The following is a 15,578-nucleotide window of genomic DNA, read 5'->3' on the forward strand; positions in this document are numbered from 1 at the left end:
ACAAGGAGCCACAGTGGCCGAGTTCCACACCGAGGTGTTCCAGAACGAGTTCCTCTCCGAGGGCGCCACGGACGTGCACGCGATCGTCACGGTGACCAGCACCGGAGCAGGGACAGCGGGGGCTGCCTCGGCCACGGGGACGGTCGCGGAGATCGTCATGGTGGACACCTCCGGCTCGATGCAGGGTCCGAACATCGACGCGGCGAAGTACGCGGCCCAGGTGGCCGTCGACCAGATCGCCGACGGGACGTGGTTCGCGATCATCGGAGGCAGCCACGTCGCCCAGCGCGCGTTCCCGTACCCGAACGCGCCGGTGGCCATCGTGCAGATGGAGCCCGGTGCGCGCCGCGAGGCCAAGCGTGCGATCTCCCTGATGTCGCCCACGGGCGGGACGGCGATGAGCACGTGGCTCCGCCTGGCCGACCAGGTGTTCTCGCAGGTCCCTCAGGCGAAGCAACGGCACGCGATCCTCCTGACCGACGGGAAGAACGAGTCGGAGCCTCGCGAGGAGCTCTCGAAGGCGATCCGCGACGTCACCGGGCGGTTCCAGTGCGACGCTCGCGGCGTCGGAGCGAGGTGGGAGGTGGCCGAGCTGCGAGAGATCGCGTCGGCCCTGCTCGGCACCGTGGACCTGATCGCCAACCCCTCGGACATCGCCGAGGACTTCCGTCAGCTCGTCGCCGCGTCGATGTCCAAGGGGGTCGCCGACGCCGAGCTGCGGGTGTGGGCGCCCCAGGGCGCCCAGGTGCTCTTCGTGCGCCGCGTGGCGCCGACGGTCGAGGACCTGTCGACCCGTCGGACCGAGGTGAACCCGCTGACCGGCGCCTACCCGACGGGGGCCTGGGGTGACGAGGCGCGTGACTACCACGTCGCCATCCGTGTCCCCTCCAAGCCCGTGGGCTCCGAGCAGCTGGCCGCACGGGTCCAGATCGCCGTCGGCGGCGAGGTGCTGACGTCGGCCCTGGTCAAGGCACGTTGGTCCGACGACAGCGCCCTGACGGCCCGGATCAACCCCGAGGTCGCGCACTACACCGGCCAGGCCGAGCTCGCGTCGGCGATCCAGGAGGGCCTCGCTGCCAAGGCCGCCGGCGACGAGGCGACGGCCACGGTCAAGCTCGGCCGCGCCGTCCAGCTCGCCCAGGAGACCGGCAACGAGGAGGCGACGAGCCGCCTGCGGCGCGTCGTGGACATCGACGACGAGGAGAAGGGCACGGTCCGTCTCAAGCGCGATGCAGCCAAGCTCGACGAGATGGCCCTCGACACGGCCTCCACGAAGACCACCCGGGTCCGCCGGTGAGCACGGTCACCTGCCCGAACGGCCACGCCTCGGAGTCGACGGACTACTGCGACGTCTGCGGGTCCCCGATCACGGCGGTCGCCGTCGCGGTCGCTCCCCCGCCGGTAGCGGCCGCGCCGACGACCTGCGCGAACTGCGGCGCTCCCGCTGCGGCCGGTGCGCTGTTCTGCGAGACCTGCGGCTACGACTTCACGACGGGATCGCTTCCGGTGGCGAGCTCGACGCCGACCCCGGTGGTTCCCCCGGCCGCGTCCCCGACTCCCCCACCGGCCGGTCCGGACTCGTGGGTCGCCGAGCTCTGGATCGACCCCGACTGGTACGGCGCACAGAGTCCCGAGGACCCGATGCCGTCCGCCGGCCTTCCTGGTCTGGTGCCGTTGCGTGAGCGCAGCGTCCTGGTCGGACGACCTTCCGTCTCACGCAACATCCACCCGCAGGTCGACTGCGGAACCGACTCAGGCGTCTCTCGCCGGCACTGCCAGCTGAACACCGACGGGCAGCGCTGGTGGGTCGAGGACCTCCAGTCGGCCAACGGCACCTACGTCAGCAAGCCTGGCGAGCCCGTGCCGACCACGCCGATCCCCGTCGGTCAGCGCCGCGAGCTCGAGGACGGCGACCGGCTCTTCCTCGGCGGGTGGACCCGGATCGTGATCCGCAAGGCCCTTCCGGGCGAGGTCTAGGCGGTCACGAGAGCGCCCCGGCGAGCTCGGCGTTGGCGCGCTCGGTCACCAGCGCGAGCACCCTGCCCGCTACGGCGAGGTCCTCGGGGGGCACGTCGCCGTAGAGCCGCGCGGTGATGGCCGTGATCGCGGCGCTCACGAGGGCAAACTTCTGCAGCCCGTCGGGTGTCAGGGTGAGCTCTTCCTCGTCCACCGCGACCAGTCCGAGGTCGATCACGCTCTCGACCGTGGCCCGCGCCGTCGCGTCGTCGACCTTCAGTCCACGGGCGAGGCGCGCGGCGAGGGCACGGCGCCCGCCTGTGCCGGTGTGCACCTGGTTCACGGCGACCCACTGCTCGAACTCCAGGCCGGAGTCGCGCAGGTGCCTCTCCAGAAGGGTTCGCGTCGCGCGCTCGGCCTGCCCGATGATCTGTCCGTTGAGCGTCATGGTCGGTCCTCTCGTAGTCGTTTGCGTCGCTAACGTTAGCCGTGCAAACGATCCGTGGCAAGACGTTTGTCCCCCGAACGACTCTGCTAGCGTCCCGACCATGACGGGACCGGCACGAGTCGCTGCACTGCCCAGCTGGCTGCTCACCCAGACAGCCGCCCACGCGCACCGCCTCATCGTCGAGCGCCTGTCCGCGATCGGCGCCCGCGGGTACGACTACCGGGTGCTCGCGTCGCTCGACGAGCACGGCCCGACCAGCCAGGCGGAGCTCGGCCGAGGCACCGGCATCCACCTGAGCGACATGGTGGGCTGCCTGAACGACCTCGAGGCGGCCGGCTACGTCGAGCGCAGCCCCGACCCCGCGGACCGGCGTCGCAACGTCGTCACGATCACGCCTGCGGGCCGCGCACGGATGGAACGCCTGGGCACCGAGGCGGCGCTCGTCCAGGACGACCTGCTCGCACCGCTGTCCCCCGACGAGCGTGACCAGCTGGCGGCCCTGCTGGCTCGCCTCCTGGCGCACCACGACGCGCGCGCCTAGTCGACCTCGGCCACGCGTGGATCAGGCGGTCGCCCCGAGCAACGTCGCCCCGCCACGGTCCGTGAGCGTCCTGCCGTCGGCAGTCACCGCGATCACCGCCACCGCGCCGTGCGCCGCCGCCCAGGACACGCCGTCCCGGCCCATCGCGAGCACCGACGTGGCCAGCGTGTCGGCCCGGCACAGGTCGGCCGCAACCACCGACGCCGAGACCAGCTCGCTCACGGCCTCGCCCGTGCGGCCGTCCCAGATGTGCGCACCACGCTCGTAGGTCCCGGACGTCGCGACGGCACCATTGCGCAGCTCGAGGACGGCCAGGGTCCTCCCGGCGTCGGCCGGGTCGCGGATGCCGACGTGCCAACCGCGGCCTGGCTCGGGCTCCCCGCGCACGACGACGTCCCCGCCGGCGTTCAGGCAGAACCTCAGCAGCCCGCCGCCCTCCAGGACGTCGGCCGCTCGCTGTGCCGCCCACCCCTTGACCACGCCGTCCGTGTCGAGGGTGCCGTCGGGTCGACGGACCGAGAAGGCGCCGCCGGACTCGTCCCACGCACGGCCGGCGAGTGCGAGGACCTCGCGCAGGTCCGCGGAGACCTCGGCAGGTGGCACCTGGCGCCTGGCGTACCGGCTCACCTCGCTGTCCGGGTCGAACCGGCTGAAGCGCCGGTCGGCGGCTCGCAGCACCTCGAACGCGCGCTCCACGAGCTCGGACACCCCCGCACCGGAGTCGCGGACGTCCACCGACATCGGGATCCCCATGACCGTCTCGAGGTGCCGCACGGGGTCAGCCGCGCTGGTCGATGGCGGACTGGACAGACGCGGCGTAGCCCTCGGAGGTGTACGTCGCCCCGGAGACGGTGTCGATCTGCGACGACTGAGCGTCGAGGACCTCCTGCGCGAGCACCGGCGCCGCGCGCTGGTTGATCCGTTCGCTCTCGCGCTCACGGTCAGGCACCTGCAGCGTCTGGACGTCCGTGATCTGGCTGCCCGAGAACGTCACCGACACCTGCACCGAGCCGTACCGGTTCTGCTCGACGGAGCCCACGATCGTCACCGTGTCGGACGTGTCGGCCGCACCGTTGTCGGTGCTCGTGGCGCTCGACCCGGAACTGGTCGAGTCGCCGGTCGAGGAGCCGTCCTGGCTCGTCGCGCCCGTTCCGCTGCCCGACGTCGTGCCGGCAGACGACGCGGCGCTCTGGTCCTGCACCGCGGGCGCGAACTTCGCGACGCCCGCTGCCGTCATCGCGGCCGCGGCACCCACGTACAGCAGGGTCCCGCGCCAAGGTCGTGCGGTCATCAGCTCAGCTCCTCTCGGTGGATCGCGGTCGACGGGACGCCGAGCGCACGCGCAGACCGCACGACAGCTCGCGCCATCGACTCCGGGCCGCAGACGAACACGTCACGCGAGGCGATGTCAGGCACCAGGTGCCGCAGGTGCACCGGGTCGAGCGGGTCGTACCGCAGCTCGCTCCGTCGACCCGCGACAGGGACGTACCGCAGCCACGGCGACGGGGTGAACTCGCCGGCAAGGGCCAGTCCGTCCGCGGTGCGCGCACGGTGCACGACCACGAGGTCGTGCCCGCGCCGAAGGAGCTCCTCCGCAACGGCGCGGATCGGTCCGACACCGGCACCACCGGCGACGAGCAGGACCTTGTGGGTCGATGCGCGGTCGGCGGTGAACCGTCCGAACGGCCCCTCGACCTGCACACGGGTGCCCGGTCGGACGGCAGCGACCGCGCTCGAGTGGTCGCCGAGCGCACCGATGGTGAACCGCATCGACTCGCTCGTGGGAACCATCGACAACGAGTACGGGTGGGCCGTCCCCAGATGCCCGCGGGTCAGGAAGCGGACGAGGAAGTACTGACCGCCCCGCGCCTCGAGATCGTCGAGGTTCGACCCGGTCAGCCACACGCTCGCAAGGCCTCGACCCTCAGGGACCACCTGGGAGACGCGGAGCGCGTGCCGACGGTCGTCGAGCAGGGGCAGGACGACGCGCCACGTGAGGATCGCAGCCGCCGTGCCCGCGTAGAGCGCGATCCAGGCGGCGCGCGCGACGCTGTTGCTCACGAAGTGCGTACCGCCGGCGACCTGGTGGAAGAACGCGAGGAAGATCCCGACGTAGATCGTCAGGTGGATCGCGAACCACAGCTCGTACGAGAGCGTGCGACGGGCCAGCCGCGCGCTGGACAGCCCGACGACGAGGAACAGCAGCGTGCCGACCAGCGCGGGCCACAGGTACGGCTGCCGGGCGAGCGCGCTCGGCACCTCCGACCAGAGTGACGTGCCGTCGAGCAGCGCACCGCCGACGACCATCAGGACTACGTGGGTGAGCACCAGCAGGACCACGGTCGTGCCGAGCGTGCGGTGCCATGACACGAGCCGGTCGAAGCCGACCGACCGCTCGAACCACGGGACCCTCGCCACCAGCAGCAGCTGGGCGCACACGAGGAACGACGCCACCAGCCCGCACAGCTCGCCGATGCCCATGAGCGCGCCGCCGGGCGTCGACCCCGTGATGCTGCTGGTTCCGAACCACCAGAACACCAGGACCCCCACCGAGCCCGCCCAGAGACAGGCGAAGACACCAGACGGGCGGCGGCGTGGTGCAGGGCGTCGGTCGGTGACCGAGCCGTGCGGTGCAGCCGCGCGTGCCGTCGTTGTCATGTGCTCACTCTGCCCGCCGGAACTCCGAGAACACTCGGAGCACCCTGTGCGTTCGCCATGCGGCACCGCCGGAGCGCGGACCGCCGGTGCCAGACTCGAGCGATGAGCATCCCGGACCCCTTCCAGTTCAGCGCCGCGTGGGAGGCCGCGTGGAACGCCCACGACCTCGACGCGCTCCTGGCCCACTTCCACGACGACGTCGTGTTCACCTCCCCCAAGGCAGCCAGCATCCTGCCTGACACCCGCGGGATCGTCCGAGGCAAGGAGCAGCTGCGGGCCTACTGGGCCGAGGGCCTGCGGCTGATCCCCGACCTGCACTTCACCGTGGTGGACGTGCACGCCGGAGTCGCCACGCTCGTGATCCAGTACCGCAACCAGACCGGCGACCTCGTCGACGAGGTCCTCGTGCTCGGCGACGACGCGAGGGTCGTCGAGGGGCACGCCACCTACCGTCCGGCCACTGTCAGCGAACCGCAGCCACGGCCGTGAGCGGCGCAGGCCGGCCGAGCAGGTAGCCCTGCGCCCACGGGACGCCGAGCTCTTGCAGGGCGGCCAGCTCCTCGGGCTCCTCGACCCCTTCGGCGATGAGCTGCGCCCCGACCTCCTGAGCGAACGAGACCATCGACCGGGTCAGGGCACGTTTCTCCATGCTGCCGTGGATGCCCGAGATCAACGAGATGTCGAGCTTGATGATGTCCGGCCGGAGCCGCACGAGGTGCCGGAAGCCCGCGTAGCCCGCACCCAGGTCGTCGGCCGAGAGGCGCGCACCCTGCATCCGAAGGCCCGCGAATGCGCCGCGGACGGCGCTGTAGTCCTCGACCGGCACGTGCTCGGTCAGCTCGATCACCATGCGCGACGCCATCTCGGGCGTGAACAGGTCGCGGTCGAGCATGTGCAGCGCGGTGGCGGGCGACATGTTCACCGCCAGGAAGAGCGGTGCGGGGCTGCGCTCGAGGTAGCCGAGGGCGGCCACCGCCGCAGCCCACTCCATCTCGATGCCCAGTCCCACGGAGAAGGCGTCAGCGAACCAGCGCTCCGGTCCACCGTGCCCCGGGTCAGAGAACCGTGCGAGCGCCTCGTGGCCGACGACGCTCAGGCTCTGGATGTCGACGACGGGCTGGTAGACGATGTCGCGCGTGCCGTTGTGCAGGGCCCGCTCGATGCGTCGGCGCGTCCCGCCGTCGCCCTCGTCGTCGGCCGGCTCCGGCTGCTGGCGTTCCTGGACGGAGCTTCGCAAGGTCGAGTAGAGCTCACGGGTCTGCAGCAGGTTCGCGATGCGCAGGCGGGTCTCGGTGACGTCGAGCGGTTTGGTCAGGAAGTCCTGTGCCCCCAGTCCGAGCACACGGTCGCGCGCGGCGGTGCTGGTGTCGGCCGTGAGCACGAGGACGGGCAGGTAGCTGCCGGCGGCGTAGGCCTGGACCTGCGCGAGGACCTCGTACCCGTCGACCTCGGGCATGTGGAGGTCGAGCAGGACCAGGTCCGGGCGCACCTCGGGCAGCAGCGTGCGGACCCGGCGCGCATCGGTCTCCGTCACGATCCGCTCCATGCCCTGCTCGATCAGGAACTCACGAACGCGGTCGAGGTTGCTGCGGCTGTCGTCGACGACCAGGACGACCATCGTCGAGTACCGCTCCAACGACCTAACCGGCATCGGGCGCACTCTCGACGTCCCACCCGGATGCTCGCCATGAGGACCACACACGCACCACCCCGCGTCGCTTCATCGGCGGCACATCGACGGGCCGTCGGCCTCGCCAGCATAGGCCGCGCCACCACGGGCCGCGCCTCGACCGCAGGGCCACCGGATCGCGGTGCGGCCGAGGATCGAGATGGACGTGACCTGGACAAACACCCAGGTCGCCGGTGCGGTGACTGCGCCGAGCGCTAGGCCGCCTGACCTGCGTCCGACGGTGTGAGCTCGATGAGCGGGCTCTGCGCCATCATCACGTCGACGTCCTCTCGCCCCCACCGGCGCGCCGCGGCCTCGATCAGCGGACGCCGCTCGTCCGGGTCCTCGAGCACGCGCGCGCGAGCCGGCACGTCGTCGACCGCCCCGACCTTGAGGTGGATCACGACGTTCGGGTCGGCCGTGACGTTGTGGACCCAGGCGCGGGTGCGAGGTGACGGCTGGCCGGAGATGAACAGCCGGCCGTCAAGGTGGTGGAGGTAGATCTCGATCCGACGCGACTCCCCCGTGCGCCGACCGGTCGTCGTGAGGTCGATGATCTGGCTGCGGTAGAGCTCGGGCCGGGGCATGACGCTCACTGTGCGCCGCCCGAGCGACCGCGGCAACGCGGCGCCTGTGCCGGACGCCGGGGAGCCCCGCACGGAACCTCGGGCAGGCTGGGCACCATGTGGCACACGCGCTCGTCGAAGACCGTCTACGAGAACCCCTGGATCCGCGTCCGGGAGGACGCCGTCGACCGTCCCGACGGCGGCGCGGGCATCTACGGCGTGATGGAGGTGCGCAACCCTGCGGTGTTCGTCGTCCCTGTGACCGCCGAGGGTGAGGTCGTCATGGTCGAGGTCGCGCGCTACACCACCGGGACGGTGTCGCTGGAGGTGCCCGCAGGGGGGTCGGACGGCGAGGCCCCCTTGCTCGCCGCGCAGCGTGAGCTGCGTGAGGAGACCGGCCTCGTCGCGGACGCCTGGGAGCCGATCGGGTTCATGTTCGCGCTCAACGGGGTCAGCCACGCGCCCGAGCACGTGTTCCTCGCTCGCGACCTCCGACCGTCGGACGTCCCGGCTGAGCAGGCCGAGGAAGGGATCTCCGCGGTCCGGTCCGTGCCGTGGGCCGAGGTTCTGCGGCTCGTCGCAGACGGCACCATCACCGACGGCGAGACGGTCGCAGCGCTCATGTACGCAGCGATCGCCCTCGGGCGAGTCACCTGACCACCGCCTGGCAGACCGCCGTCAGCGCTCCTGGCCAGGTTCGGCCGCTGCGGCCTTCTGGGCCTCGACCGCCCGGTGCGTGTTCCCGTGGATGTGGTCCGACCCGAGACGCTCGACGAAACCCTCGCGCACGAGCACGGCCCGGACTGCGGGCTTGCACCGGGCCAACCGCAGCGTCACCCCTGCCTGGGTGCACAGGACGAGCACCTCGTCGAGCTTCGCCGACCCCTGGGAGTCGACGAAGTTCACCCCTTCGAGGGTGACCACGACCCCGTGCACGCCTGGCGTCTCCTGGATCAGCGTGCGCACGCGGTCCTCGAGGGCATCGGCCGTGGCGAAGAAGAGACCACCGTCGATCCGGACCACCGCGACGCCGTCGGGCAGCTCGTCACCCGGGTTGTCGGAGATGTCGCGGTACACCTGCGTGCCCGGCTGGCGACCGAGGACCGGCATCTCAGGGCGCGTGGTGACTCCGACGAGCCAGATGAGCGAGAGCCCGATGCCGATCATGACGCCCGCCAGGACACCGAAGACCAGAGTGCCCAGGATCGCGGCGATCGCGACCCAGAAGTCGAACCGCTGGACCCGGTAGATCCGGCGCATCTCGGGCAGGTTCATCATGCCCATCACGACGGCCTCGATGATGAGCGCACCGAGCACCGGCTTGGGCAGCTCGGAGAACAGCGGCGCCAGGAAGAGCAGCGTCGCCAGGACCGTGACGCCCGACGTGATGGACGCGAGCCCTGTTCGGGCTCCCGAGTGGTCGTTGAGCGAGCTCGCCGACAGGCTCGTCGAGACGGGCATCCCCTGGAGCACGCCGGAGCCGATGTTGGCGGCGGACTGCGCGAGCGACTCCTGGTCGACGTCGATCTGGTACCGGTGCTTGGCAGCGAACGCCCGTGCGTCGCCGGCCGTCTGCGAGAAGCCGATCAGCATCAGCGCGAAGGCCCCGAGCGTCACCGGAAGGACGTGGTCCCACATCAGGCCGACGTCCGGCAGCACGAACGACGGCAGCCCGCGCGGCACGTCCCCGACGAGGGCGACCCCGTGGGCCCCTAGGTCGAAGAAGTACGAGGCGAGAAGTCCTCCGACGACGAGGACGAGGGCGCCCGGGACGTGCGGGGCGACGGCGCGGAGCCCGAACACCACCACGAGCGACACCACACCGACGACCACAGTGGTTCGATTTCCCTCACCCAGCGCGCCGAACCAGCCGCGCAGCTCCTGGAACGAGTTCGACCCCTCGACCGAGGTGCCGTTGATCTTGGGCAGCTCGCCGATGACGACGTCGATCGCGGCGCCGAACAGGAAGCCCGTCACCACGGCACGCGAGAGGAACTGCGCGATCCATCCCATCTTGGCGACGGCGAGGACGAGGAAGAGCAGCCCGGACGCGAGTGTGAGGCCGGCGACGAACGAGGCGATGTCGGCCTCGTCGGTGATGCCGGCCGCGACGACCGAGCTCGCAGCGACTGCGGCCAGACCCGAGCTCGGTCCCATAGAGATCTGCCGGCAGGTCCCGAAGACCGCGTACAGGATCGCGCCGACGGCTGCGGCGTAGAGCCCGTTCTGCACCGGGATCCCCGCGATGTCCGCGTAGCCGAGGTTCTTGGGGACGATCAGCGCAGCGACGGTCACCCCGGCGATCAGGTCGCTACGGAGCCAACGCCGGTCGTAGGACCCGATCCACCCGACGATCGGCAGCAGCCGCTGGACGTGGGACTGCGGAGCCGCAGAGCGGTTCCCGCTCACCCGAAGTCCATGCCTTCGAGGGCGGACGACGGAGCCAGGTCGGGCAGCCGCAGCATGCGGAACGAGTTCACCAGGCCGAGCAGGCCGGCGATCAGAGGCACGAGCAGGGCGATCTGCAAGGAGATGTTGCGAGCTTCGTCGTTGATCGCGACGACCTCTGCCTCGACGTCCGGTGGCAACCCGGTCAGCTGCGCCGACAGCTGGGTGCTGCTCATGATCTCGGCGTCGTCCTCGAGGGCTGCGGCGATCTGCTGCTGCTCGGCTGCGGGGATGATCTCGCTGTTCTCGGTCAGGTTCGTGAAGCTGAAGGACAGCGCGGCAAGCATCAGCCCACCGGCCATGGCCAGACCGAAGGACAGACCGAACGACCCCGCGGCCGAGTTCACCCCCGCCGCCTCGCTGACGCGTTCCTCCTCGACCGGCGCGAGCGTGTAGTTGTTGAGCTGAGAGACCAGCAGGCCCAGGCCGGCACCCGTCAGGGCGAGCGGCGCCACGAGGTACCAGCCGCTGTCCACACGTGGGACGAACGGGATGATGACCGCCATCCCCAGGGTCGCCAGCAGGAACCCGGTGCGGATGATGGCCGCCGGTCGTCGGTTGCCCGCCCGCTTCCCCGCGACGACCGCCGCGGCGAACATCGTCAGGGAGAGCGGTGCCAGAGACAGCCCCGCCTCGAGCGCGTTGTACTCGAGCGTCATCTGGAAGAACAGCGGCAGGGCGATCATGGCCCCGCCGAGCGTGACCTGCTGCAGCAGCTGGCCCGAGATCCCGGCCGTGAAGTTCGGGTGCAGGAACAGGTCCGGGTCGAGCAGCGTCACGCGTGCGTCGCGCTTGCGTCGCACGAGCCACCGGGCGAGCGACACGAGCGCCACGACACCGATCAGCATCAGGGCGCCGACGTACTCGCCGCCCTCCTGCCAGACCAGGATCCCGAGCACGACGCCGCCCATGCCGACGACGGAGAGGCCCGCCCCGACCACGTCGACCCGCCGGGAACCGGTGTACGGGACGTCACGAACCAGGCGGATCTGGCTGAGCACCACGAGGATGACGACGACCTCGAGCCCGAAGCCGACGCGCCACGACAGGTAGGTGGTGACGAATCCGCCCAGCAGCGGTCCGACCGCCGCGGCGATCGCCGCCGCCGCTCCGACGAGCGCGTACGCCTGCTTCTGCGCCGCGCCCGCGAAGTTGCCGTGGATCAACGACTGCATGGCCGGCAGCAGCAGGGACGCGCCCAGACCCCCCACGATCGCCCAGAAGAGAACGATCGCGGTCAGGCTCTGCGCCAGGGTCATGGCGAGCGCACCGACGGCGTACGCGAGCAACCCGAGCACGTAGGCGCGCTTGCGGCCGACGAGGTCGCCGACCTTGCTGTTGATCAGGATGAAGGCGGCGGACACGAGCGCCTCGAGGGCGATCGCGGACTGCACGCCGCTCGCTGTCGTGTCCAAATCCGTGACGACCGCGGAGATCGACACGTTCATCAGTGACGTGTCGACTACCAGGACGAACATCGCCATCGCGAGGAGGATCATCAGCCGACGGCTGCCGTTCGGCGCTGCACCCTCGTGGGGTCCGGTGCTCACGTTCGCTCTCCTGGTCTCTTCGTGCGACACGCGACAGGACCCGCTCGACGGGAAGCTGTCGGACGCCACCTGCGTGCTCCCGTCCTACAGCATCCGAGCCCCTCCACGGACCAGAACACGCGATCAGCTCGTGCCGAACGACGACCGGTCGTTCGACGGTGCCCCGGTGCTCGGGCCCAGGAGGCGCCGTCCGACACAAAGCGTCCTCCCAGTTTTCAGGCCTAGCCTCGCCGAACCAGGCACGACCGAGGAGGAACCATGGCTCAAGAGTCGAACCCCACCGACCCGACAGCGGTCGTCCCGCCGCCTGCAGAGGCCGATCCCGCGACCCCTGGGGCACCGCCGCCCGCCGACCCCCCGGTCTACGTCGCGTCGCCACCGGACGGTCCCCCGGTCTACGCCCCGCCGCCCGCCGACCCCCCGGCCTACGCGTCGTCGCCACCGGCCGGTTCCCCGGTCTACGCCGCGCCGCCACCTGCGGGTCCGCCTGGCCCAGCAGCGCTGACGTCACCAGTCCCAGGACGGACGTCGGCTCCGGTCGGCTGGGTGATCGCCGCGATGCTGCTGTTCTGGCCGACCGGGATCCCCGCGCTGCTGGCGTCGCACCGGGCCGCGAGGGCGTTCGGAGCCGGCGCCACCGACGCCGCCCTTCACGAGTCGGCGATCGCGCGACGCTGGAGCATCATCAGCGTGATCGTCGGTGGCGTCCTGATCGTCGTGTCGCTCCTGTCCGCGATCGCCTGGGCGGTCCTCGTCGCCGCCGTCGTGCACGACCGCGAGGACGGTCGGTGGGACGGCGGCCCCGCGTTCGGCAACGAACGGCCGTTCGGTCCGCCCGACGGCTCCGGCAGGCAGCGTTTCGACGGCTAGCACCGTGGCAGGCACCGTTCGCCGGCACGCGCGTGGCCGCGCCGGTCGACCTGTGCGAGTTTGGTCCCGTGCTTCGCTTCGCGCTGCCCGTGCTCCGACGCAGGTCGCACGTGCCTCGGGGCTCCCGTTCGGGGGTTCGGCTGCCTGCGGTCGCCAGCGGACGGACCGAGCTCGGCTGGTTCCTGACGGGAACGCAGCGCGGCAACGACGCGACCCGGATCCGTCCGTGGACCGACGGCAACGCCGTGCGCGCGCTCGTGCACGGCGGCACGTACTTCGGCGTTCTCGCCGAGACGCTGGCGAAGGTGGAGCCGGGTGACCTTGTCCTGTTCAGCGACTGGCGCGGCGACCCGGACGAGCGGCTGACCGACGACGGGGCGACCGTCGCGCAGGCGTTGTCGGACGCAGTGCTCCGGGGCGCTCTGGTGAAGGGACTGATGTGGCGCTCGCACCTGGACCGGCTGCGGTTCTCGAACAGGGAGAACCGCAACCTCTCCGAACGCGTCAACCTCGTCGGCGGTGAGGTGCTGCTCGACCAACGGGTCCGCACCGTCGGGAGCCACCACCAGAAGTTCGTCGTCATCCGGCACTCGGGCCGGCCTGCGGATGACACCGCGTTCCTCGGTGGGATCGACCTGGCCCACGGGCGCCGGGACGACGCCGACCACCGCGGCGACCCGCAGGCCCAGCCGTTCGCGCACCAGTACGGGCCGCATCCGGCCTGGCACGACGTCCAGGTCGAGCTGCACGGCCCGGCCGTCCGGGACGTCGAGGACGTGTTCCGTGAGCGTTGGGAGGATCCGGCCGCGCTGTCCAGGCTGCCGTGGCAGGCCGTCCCGGACGACCTGCACGGGGAGGACCGGCGAGCGGACCGGCTGCCACCGGCCTCGCCGGCCCCGCCTGACGCGGGCACCTGCTCGGTCCAGCTCCTGCGCACCTACCCCCAGCGCCATCCCGGGTACCCGTTCGCACCTGAGGGAGAGCGGAGCGCCGCGCGGGGATATGCCAAGGCTCTGCGACGAGCCCGACGCCTCGTCTACATCGAGGACCAGTACCTGTGGTCCGCGGACGTCGCTCACGTGTTCGCAGCCGCACTGCGTCGCGAGCCGGGTCTCCACCTCGTCGCCGTCGTCCCGCGCTACCCCGACCAGGACGCGCGCCTCAGCCTGCCGGCGGTCCGGCTCGGCCACGTGCGGGCGCTGCAGATCGTGCGTGCCGCAGGCGGCGACCGCGTGCAGGTCCTGGACGTCGAGAACCACGTGGGCGACCCGGTCTACGTGCACGCGAAGGTCTGCGTGGTCGACGACGTGTGGGCCACGGTGGGCAGTGACAACCTCAACCGCCGGTCATGGACGCACGACTCCGAGCTCACCGCGGCGATCCTTGACCAACGCCTGGACGGACGCGAGCCGATCGATCCGGCAGGTCTCGGTGACGGCGCCCGGGGCTTCGCGCGCGAGCTGCGGCTCGAGCTGTGGCGCGAGCATCTCGACCGCGACTCGGACGAGGGGCTGCTGGACCTCGGCGACGCGTTCGAGGCGGTCCGGTCCAGCGCGGCGGCCCTCGACGCGTGGCACGACGGTGGGTGTGCAGGCCCTCGACCGCCGGGCAGGCTGCGCGTCCACCCCGTGGCGCACCTGCCGCTCTGGCAGCGCGTGCTGGCGGCTCCGCCGTACCACGCGGTCGTCGACCCCGACGGTCGGCCGCTGCGGTTGAAGGTGCGTGGGCAGCACTGATCCGCCGGTCGGACCGGGCGTCTAGGCGTCGTCGCGGACCTGCTGCAGTGCGAGCGCGCCGCTCACCTCGTGCTCGACGAGCACCGGGACGAAGTCGCGGACGACCGCGTCGGCGAACTTGGCCAGGTGCGCCTCGACCTGTGCTCGCACGTCGACGTCCGGCACGTCCGGGTAGCGCGCGGACAAGCGCTCGACCACCTCGTCGATCGCGTGACCCTCGTTCTCGATGGGCATGGCAGAAGCGTCCCCTGGCCGGTCGCCCCGGTCAACGACTTCCGTCCGGTGGTTCCCCGGCGATCTGGACCAGCGTCACGGTGCAGACACGCCGCTCGCGCGACGATCCGATCCTCAGCGCACCCGTACGAGGGTCTCGCTGAGGTAGCGCACGGTTCCCGCGGCCATCTCCTGGGGGTTGCGGGTGCCGTCCAGGCCCCCGAGCGGACGGAACGCCGCCTGGAACGGTCGCGGGATCCAGTCGCGCACCAGTCCTGCCTTGCGGGCGTCGTCGAGTCGCATCGCGTGCAGGACCTCCTCGGTGATGTCGCTGGCGCGCACCGAGACGAGACCGCTCGACGCGAGCTGTTCGCGCGTCGTCGCGACGTCGACCGCGTCACGAAGGTCCGCCCACACCAGGTGTCCGCCCGGTCGCAGCACTCGGGACACCTCGGAGACGAACGTCTCCATGCTGGCGTAGCAGTGCGACGACTCGACGTTGACGACGACGTCGAACGACTCGGCATCGAACGGGAGCGCCTGGGCGTCACCACGCACGAAGGTCAGCCCTGGACCTCGCCGCTCGCGGCGGCTCAGTGCGACGGCGGACGCGGCGAAGTCGAGGCCCGTCGTCGTTCGCGGGCCCAGGTACCGGCTCATCCACGACGCACCCCCGCCCCGGCCTGAACCCACCTCGAGGACGTCCGCTCCCCCGATGTCGACGCCGTCGAGCACGTGCGCGTACAGCTGGATGCAGTACCGGTCGGCCTCGTCGACGGACTCGAGGTGCAGCCGTGCGGCGGTCGGTTCGTCACGGGCGAAGCCGTAGTTCATGAATGCCCACTCGGGCTGTCGGACTCGCGCCGCGAGCAGCTCGTAGCAGGTTCGCCACGCGACCTGCCTGAGTCCCATGCCGCGACACT

At 71.2% G+C, this 15,578-nt stretch carries 17 protein-coding genes; 7 read left to right on the forward strand and 10 right to left on the reverse strand.

What is annotated here, in order from left to right:
• The first annotated feature begins 13 nt into the window (after positions 1-13).
• Positions 14-1,297: a VWA domain-containing protein gene (locus tag N553_RS0110120; RefSeq protein ID WP_028046420.1), complete on the forward strand. Its 1,284-nt coding sequence runs from the start codon at positions 14-16 to the stop codon at positions 1,295-1,297.
• Positions 1,294-1,977, forward strand: coding sequence for an FHA domain-containing protein (locus tag N553_RS0110125; RefSeq protein WP_028046421.1), 684 nt, complete (start codon positions 1,294-1,296; stop codon positions 1,975-1,977). The genes N553_RS0110120 and N553_RS0110125 overlap by 4 nt, the downstream gene beginning before the upstream one ends.
• Before the next feature lie 4 nt (positions 1,978-1,981).
• On the opposite strand, the gene N553_RS0110130 is transcribed toward N553_RS0110125, so the two are convergent.
• Positions 1,982-2,404 carry a hypothetical protein gene (locus N553_RS0110130; RefSeq protein WP_034621728.1) on the reverse strand — a complete coding sequence of 141 codons (423 nt, stop codon included), beginning with the start codon at positions 2,402-2,404 and terminating at the stop codon, positions 1,982-1,984.
• Between the two features lie 100 nt (positions 2,405-2,504).
• Here N553_RS0110130 and N553_RS0110135 point away from each other — a divergent pair, with 100 nt between their 5' ends.
• On the forward strand, positions 2,505-2,945 hold the full coding sequence (locus N553_RS0110135; protein WP_028046423.1) for a MarR family winged helix-turn-helix transcriptional regulator: 441 nt from the start codon (positions 2,505-2,507) through the stop codon (positions 2,943-2,945).
• 21 nt (positions 2,946-2,966) lie between these two features.
• Here the strand turns inward: N553_RS0110135 and N553_RS22140 are convergent, their stop codons facing one another.
• The 3 genes from N553_RS22140 to N553_RS0110150 are packed head-to-tail and all read right to left on the reverse strand — an operon-like array spanning position 2,967 to position 5,603.
• On the reverse strand, positions 2,967-3,719 hold the full coding sequence (locus tag N553_RS22140; RefSeq protein WP_231505237.1) for an FAD:protein FMN transferase: 753 nt from the start codon (positions 3,717-3,719) through the stop codon (positions 2,967-2,969).
• A gap of 4 nt (positions 3,720-3,723) precedes the next feature.
• A complete protein-coding gene (locus tag N553_RS0110145; protein ID WP_028046424.1) occupies positions 3,724-4,236 on the reverse strand; it encodes an FMN-binding protein in 513 nt (170 codons plus the stop codon).
• A complete protein-coding gene (locus tag N553_RS0110150) occupies positions 4,236-5,603 on the reverse strand; it encodes a ferredoxin reductase family protein (protein WP_028046425.1) in 1,368 nt (455 codons plus the stop codon). Before N553_RS0110150 ends, N553_RS0110145 begins: the two co-directional genes overlap by 1 nt.
• A gap of 102 nt (positions 5,604-5,705) precedes the next feature.
• Between N553_RS0110150 and N553_RS22145 the strand changes: the two genes are divergently transcribed.
• Complete coding sequence (locus tag N553_RS22145; protein WP_034621730.1) at positions 5,706-6,092, forward strand: nuclear transport factor 2 family protein; 387 nt, start codon at positions 5,706-5,708, stop codon at positions 6,090-6,092.
• Here N553_RS22145 and N553_RS22150 read toward each other — a convergent pair.
• The gene (locus N553_RS22150; RefSeq protein WP_034621732.1) at positions 6,067-7,254 is read right to left on the reverse strand and encodes an EAL domain-containing protein; all 1,188 of its coding nucleotides are present in this window, start codon (positions 7,252-7,254) and stop codon (positions 6,067-6,069) included. The two genes, N553_RS22145 and N553_RS22150, sit on opposite strands and share 26 nt — an antisense overlap.
• Before the next feature lie 233 nt (positions 7,255-7,487).
• Positions 7,488-7,859 (reverse strand): nitroreductase family deazaflavin-dependent oxidoreductase, encoded by a 372-nt coding sequence (locus N553_RS0110165; protein ID WP_034622034.1) that lies wholly within the window; start codon positions 7,857-7,859, stop codon positions 7,488-7,490.
• A 96-nt stretch (positions 7,860-7,955) separates the two neighbouring features.
• On the opposite strand from N553_RS0110165, the gene N553_RS0110170 reads away from it, so the two are divergent.
• Entirely contained in the window at positions 7,956-8,495 is a 540-nt protein-coding gene (locus tag N553_RS0110170; RefSeq protein ID WP_034621734.1) for an NUDIX hydrolase, read from the forward strand.
• Positions 8,496-8,516: 21 nt separating this feature from the next.
• Here the strand turns inward: N553_RS0110170 and N553_RS0110175 are convergent, their stop codons facing one another.
• Positions 8,517-10,247, reverse strand: a complete 1,731-nt coding sequence (locus tag N553_RS0110175) for a SulP family inorganic anion transporter (protein WP_197030007.1) — start codon at positions 10,245-10,247, stop codon at positions 8,517-8,519.
• On the reverse strand, positions 10,244-11,785 hold the full coding sequence (locus N553_RS0110180) for an MFS transporter (RefSeq protein WP_051640147.1): 1,542 nt from the start codon (positions 11,783-11,785) through the stop codon (positions 10,244-10,246). The genes N553_RS0110175 and N553_RS0110180 overlap by 4 nt, the downstream gene beginning before the upstream one ends.
• A 309-nt stretch (positions 11,786-12,094) precedes the next feature.
• On the opposite strand from N553_RS0110180, the gene N553_RS25845 reads away from it, so the two are divergent.
• Complete coding sequence (locus N553_RS25845) at positions 12,095-12,706, forward strand: CD225/dispanin family protein (protein WP_081844502.1); 612 nt, start codon at positions 12,095-12,097, stop codon at positions 12,704-12,706.
• Positions 12,707-12,738: 32 nt separating this feature from the next.
• Positions 12,739-14,442: a phospholipase D family protein gene (locus tag N553_RS22160; protein ID WP_051640061.1), complete on the forward strand. Its 1,704-nt coding sequence runs from the start codon at positions 12,739-12,741 to the stop codon at positions 14,440-14,442.
• Positions 14,443-14,463: 21 nt separating this feature from the next.
• Here N553_RS22160 and N553_RS22165 read toward each other — a convergent pair whose 3' ends face one another.
• Both N553_RS22165 and N553_RS0110200 read right to left on the reverse strand, forming a co-directional pair.
• A complete protein-coding gene (locus tag N553_RS22165; protein WP_034621736.1) occupies positions 14,464-14,676 on the reverse strand; it encodes a three-helix bundle dimerization domain-containing protein in 213 nt (70 codons plus the stop codon).
• Between the two features lie 114 nt (positions 14,677-14,790).
• Positions 14,791-15,567: a class I SAM-dependent methyltransferase gene (locus tag N553_RS0110200; protein WP_028046429.1), complete on the reverse strand. Its 777-nt coding sequence runs from the start codon at positions 15,565-15,567 to the stop codon at positions 14,791-14,793.
• Positions 15,568-15,578: the final 11 nt, after the last annotated feature.

Source organism: Cellulomonas sp. URHE0023 (assembly GCF_000688475.1).
Taxonomy (GTDB): Bacteria; Actinomycetota; Actinomycetes; order Actinomycetales; family Cellulomonadaceae; genus Cellulomonas.

Coding starts and splice junctions, on each gene's coding strand:
- N553_RS0110145 (WP_028046424.1), bottom strand. CDS start 4,236: ATGACCGCACGACCTTGGCGCGGGACCCTGCTGTACGTGGGTGCCGCG.
- N553_RS0110150 (WP_028046425.1), bottom strand. CDS start 5,603: ATGACAACGACGGCACGCGCGGCTGCACCGCACGGCTCGGTCACCGAC.
- N553_RS25845 (WP_081844502.1), top strand. CDS start 12,095: ATGGCTCAAGAGTCGAACCCCACCGACCCGACAGCGGTCGTCCCGCCG.
- N553_RS22150 (WP_034621732.1), bottom strand. CDS start 7,254: ATGCCGGTTAGGTCGTTGGAGCGGTACTCGACGATGGTCGTCCTGGTC.
- N553_RS0110130 (WP_034621728.1), bottom strand. CDS start 2,404: ATGACGCTCAACGGACAGATCATCGGGCAGGCCGAGCGCGCGACGCGA.
- N553_RS0110200 (WP_028046429.1), bottom strand. CDS start 15,567: ATGGGACTCAGGCAGGTCGCGTGGCGAACCTGCTACGAGCTGCTCGCG.
- N553_RS22145 (WP_034621730.1), top strand. CDS start 5,706: ATGAGCATCCCGGACCCCTTCCAGTTCAGCGCCGCGTGGGAGGCCGCG.
- N553_RS0110135 (WP_028046423.1), top strand. CDS start 2,505: ATGACGGGACCGGCACGAGTCGCTGCACTGCCCAGCTGGCTGCTCACC.
- N553_RS0110170 (WP_034621734.1), top strand. CDS start 7,956: ATGTGGCACACGCGCTCGTCGAAGACCGTCTACGAGAACCCCTGGATC.
- N553_RS0110165 (WP_034622034.1), bottom strand. CDS start 7,859: ATGCCCCGGCCCGAGCTCTACCGCAGCCAGATCATCGACCTCACGACG.
- N553_RS22165 (WP_034621736.1), bottom strand. CDS start 14,676: ATGCCCATCGAGAACGAGGGTCACGCGATCGACGAGGTGGTCGAGCGC.
- N553_RS0110180 (WP_051640147.1), bottom strand. CDS start 11,785: ATGATCCTCCTCGCGATGGCGATGTTCGTCCTGGTAGTCGACACGTCA.